Annotated in this window: 1 pseudogene; it reads right to left on the reverse strand. The window is 51.5% G+C overall.

Features of this window, described 5'->3' with window-relative positions:
- Positions 1 to 239 (reverse strand): annotated as a pseudogene (locus KVT27_RS26025) (sugar ABC transporter permease); the annotation flags it as partial.

The raw sequence follows: 239 nt of genomic DNA on the forward strand, positions 1-239 counted from the left end.
TGCTTCGTACTGGGCAGGGTCGATTTGCGTTATGGCTGCCAGGAAGAGAATGGTTCCCCAGCCGATTTCCCTCCATGTATTTTGCAGCAGCAGCACCCACCAGAACAACTTCGGGTTGGAGAGGAAGGCAATGGGTTGTCCGCCTGCATTGACAATGACTTTGTTGACCAGTCCAACATCAGAGGAAAGCATGAAGAAGGTAACCCCAGCAATCACCACCCATGACAAAAAGTGAGGCA

The organism is Lysinibacillus sp. GbtcB16 (assembly GCF_019091145.1).
In the GTDB taxonomy this organism is placed as follows: Bacteria; Bacillota; Bacilli; order Bacillales_A; family Planococcaceae; genus Lysinibacillus; species Lysinibacillus fusiformis.